Consider the following 3827-nt stretch of genomic DNA (forward strand, 5'->3'; position numbering starts at 1 on the left):
CTTACCGACGTGATCACGAGGGTCGTCAACGGCCATCCCAACGGCCGGATCGATGACCTTATGCCCTGGGCTTATGCCGAGAAGCCGATCCTCAAGGCCATGGTCTGAGAACACCGCTTACAGCGATCCCGGTCTTGCAGGTGTCGCGAAAGTCCTTCCCGTTCGTCGAAAAGGCGTTTGCCGATATGGGATACTCGGGTGACAGGCCGCAGAATACGACGGTTGTCGACGTCGAGATTGTCCGCAAGCCCAAGGATCAAGTCAGCTTTGCGGTTCATCGCAAGCGCTGGGTCGTCGAGCGCTTCTTCGCCTGGATAAGCCGAAACCGACGGCTATGGAAAGACCCGGAAACAACCATCAAGTCCGCCGCAGCGTTCCTCTACGCGGCATCCATCATGATACTTGTCAGGCGGATTGCGCGCCAATCATGAATTCTCGGACGGACTCTAAGCGTTCGCGATACCGTGTCCTCAGGCCCGGATTTAGTACCTGCAGAATTTTCTCCTATGCGGAAATAATTTCCGCATACCGTTTATGAACTAAATAAACCTCCACCTTCGGTGGAGGACTGGACGTGTTCTACATTGTCGTTGAGAGACCTCCGCGCTTGGACCGTTAGTTTGGCCGAGACATAGAACGGAGGTTTTATGGACGAACGATCACAATCGCACGCGACGTGGGACTACAAATATCATGTGGTCTTCGCGAGTAAGTACCGTACAAAGCGCCTTTACGGGGACGTAAGACGTGAGTTGGGTGACTGCTGCATAGTCTTGCTCGACAAAAGGGGTGTGAAATCAGGGAAGGGCACTTGATGCCCGACCATGTGCACATGCTGATATCGATCCCGCCGAAATACTCGGTGTCCTCGATCGTCGGCTTTTTTAAAGGCAAGATGGCCATTTACGTGGCGAACAAATATGCCCGTAAACGACGCTACAAGGGGTATCACTTTCGGGCGCGTGGGTACTTCGTCTCTACGGCTGGCTATGATGAGCAGGTCGTCAGACGCTATATCCGTAATCAGGAAAAGGCCGACAAAGCTTTTGACTTTGCCGACCTCTTTAATCGTAGCTACTAACACATAGCAAAACCGCTTCTAGCGGTTCGAGCGCAGTGTTTCAAACCTCCACCTCTGGTGGAGGTCATGACTTCCCGCCGGCCCTCATTGCTCATGTTGCGAATGGCAGGAGTGCGCCCTCATCTCGGACATAGATATCGGTTTGGCGATCTCAGAAAGCAGACGATGGTGGACTTTTACGTCAGCGTCCTTGTTAGCTATGCCTGCTGATCAGGCGCATTGCGTTTAATAAACAGAGCCATTGGCACGCTCGCGAGGTGGTGCTCGGAGCTTGACATTAAGAGGAGTCGATTGACGGTATTGTCCTGGATCCCACCAGCTGGCCATAGGCATGAAACACGCGCCTGTGAGAGATGAGCTCCCGATTTTTGTGCGGCCGGTACCGTTGACGCATGGGTGCGCCTGAAGCCAGCATTAAGGCTGGCTTCGACATTGGGCTTTGAGCGTCTCACCGAAAGTGTCGAAATGTACTTAAAGACCTTTCGCATGAGGTCTGGATAACCCCGAAAGACCCCGTGTTCGGCAAGCACAGCAATTTCCTGAACATAGTTTGGGAAAGCAAACTCAGCGCACTCTATGCTATCTTGTAGCTCTCTAAGCGGCGCGACTCCCTGACTACCGCGCCCAGCGGCGGCCATCAACTCCCGCCAGCGGAATACGCTGTCGGTCACGATGCATGAGCCGGTAGCTTGCGCAAGGTACATCGTAATCTCAAAGTTTGGAGCCATCTTAAACGGAGTGAGTTGTCCGCCGCCCTTACCACCATCGAGCGATCCCTCTTGCAGCACTGCAAGAGGGTCTCTTTCGCGAAGGGTATCGAAACTATCAAGAATAGCGCCCACAGCCGTTTCATTCAGTTCAGGGGAAACTCGGAGAACTTGGCGCCGAAGCGCCTCGCGCGGCAACAGCAACATGCCCCGCTTCTGCTCCTCCTTTATCATCGCCGTGAACCCGGCTTCCTCCTTTGGATCGACCTTCCTCCCATTCGAACGGAACTTGGCCATTTCGAACATCTGGTCGCGGAGGTGGAAATCGAAATTACAGGGGTCGGGAAACAGGGTAACAAGTCCTTGCTCAACGAGCGGCATGATTGCCATGAAAAGCACGACCGACTTTAGGAATTCTTGCCGATACATTTTGGGATAATCGAGCGGACTGAACTTCTTGTTGACTGTCCGTGGATGGATAAAGGGGTGCTCGATCAGCAGTTCATCGAAATACAGAGATAGGCCGAGTGCGCAGTTCGAAATGACCGACGGATGCAGAACCCCGGTGTAAATGGCGCGTGCCTCACCGTCCGGCTTTGGCAACATCGCCAGCAGATTTGTTTCGCGAGGCCACAAGGCATCGTAGAGACTGTAGACTTCTCTGATCTTCTCGTCCGTGATTTCGCGGCGCACGGTGACCCAATCACGGTCGTCGGCAATCCCAAGGATTTTGGAGATGCCATTGAACAGCATCAAGTTGCGCTCGCGAATACTGCGCTCTTCCCATGTGGGGCGGAGCGCAACGGGTTTGCGATCGCAACAAGCGCCGAACGATCGGCCAGAACCACAACCGCAGAGATCACGGAAGCGAGGAGGCTTCGGCGGCGGCTTCTTTTTGAGAAACTCGCGTTCCTTTTCAGTTCGGCCAAACGCGTCCTGATAGCGGACTTCACCGCTATCAAAGCGGACGAACATTTCACCGCCAAAGTGCCAAAGACCGTTCTCGGGTGGAAGTAAGACGCTACGCAGATCGGCCCATGCTTCGATCGACAACGTTTCCGGATAGAGCCATTCCTCTTTACCGGCGGCGATATATCGCTTCGCTCGCGCCTTGAGCACGCGATTGACTCTAATGACTTCCTCGCGCGTCAGCTTGCGCGTGCGGATAAATGCATCGGTGCGCACCATCGAGTTCCGGTAATTGCCGGCAAAGGTCCGTTTCTCAAGCGGGTTAGCCGAATGGTCTTGCGCATATTCGAGGTTGGTGAGGATGAGACAAAAATCCCTGTTAAGCGGAAAGATGGTCTGCGAACCTTTTAGCGCGATCGAAGGCTCTTTCGGATAGCCGTTCCCCTTTGCACCGGGTGGGATCGCATGATTGTAGATGGTGACCGGGTGGTCGCTTACGATGAATTTGACGTCGGCGTCCTGCGCCGACACGATCTCTCGAACTCCTTCTGACCAGATGGTGCAGTGCATCATGCAGATACCTTGCATCTCGAACATAAGGTCGTTCTGCGTCAGGCTCGGGTACTGTGCGCTGAGCCAGTCGAGCCCTTTGGGTGTGCGGATTTTCTGGATGTCGAGATACTCGAAGAATGTCGTGAAATGACGATGCCATTCGCTGACATCTTCGCTCACAAAGGCGCGGACGGCGAGTGCTCCGCGCGTATCGATGTCACCGAAGAGCTTGCGCTCAATCTCGTCATTCACAGACGTGCCGAAGAAGGTCGAATACAAGTCCCGTTGGCAGAACGCCCGTGACGTTGGTGAAACAAATTTCGATTTCTCGGTAACCACGCGACCATCCGCCAGCGTATGCTGACGCGGGTTCAAGTCAAGATACGAATAGTTGTTCCGACTTGGTTCAAAGAAACCCTCTTGATACCATTGCGGAACATAGTGGTTGTTGCGTGTCTGTCCCGGATCAGCGCCCTTGAGACAGAACTGGTTTAGTTGAGAAGAGAGGATTTTCGGCTCATCGTAGCTCTATCAAAGGAAGCGAAGATGAGACAGAAATCCGGGCCGCAGTCGTCAGC

Annotated in this window: 1 protein-coding gene and 2 pseudogenes; 2 read left to right on the forward strand and 1 reads right to left on the reverse strand. The window is 53.9% G+C overall.

All coding sequences use genetic code 11. The features are described 5' to 3' along the window. Positions 1-86: 86 nt before the first annotated feature. A pseudogene (locus L0976_RS28435) lies at positions 87-431 on the forward strand (IS5/IS1182 family transposase); the annotation flags it as partial. A 216-nt stretch (positions 432-647) separates the two neighbouring features. Continuing rightward, positions 648-1081, forward strand: a pseudogene (gene tnpA, locus L0976_RS28440) (IS200/IS605 family transposase). A 197-nt stretch (positions 1082-1278) separates the two neighbouring features. Here tnpA and L0976_RS28445 read toward each other — a convergent pair. Further along, entirely contained in the window at positions 1279-3759 is a 2481-nt protein-coding gene (locus L0976_RS28445; protein ID WP_234190737.1) for a DUF4238 domain-containing protein, read from the reverse strand. Between the last annotated feature and the right edge of the window lie 68 nt (positions 3760-3827).

This window comes from Shinella sp. NM-101 (assembly GCF_021401195.1).
Taxonomy (GTDB): Bacteria; Pseudomonadota; Alphaproteobacteria; order Rhizobiales; family Rhizobiaceae; genus Shinella.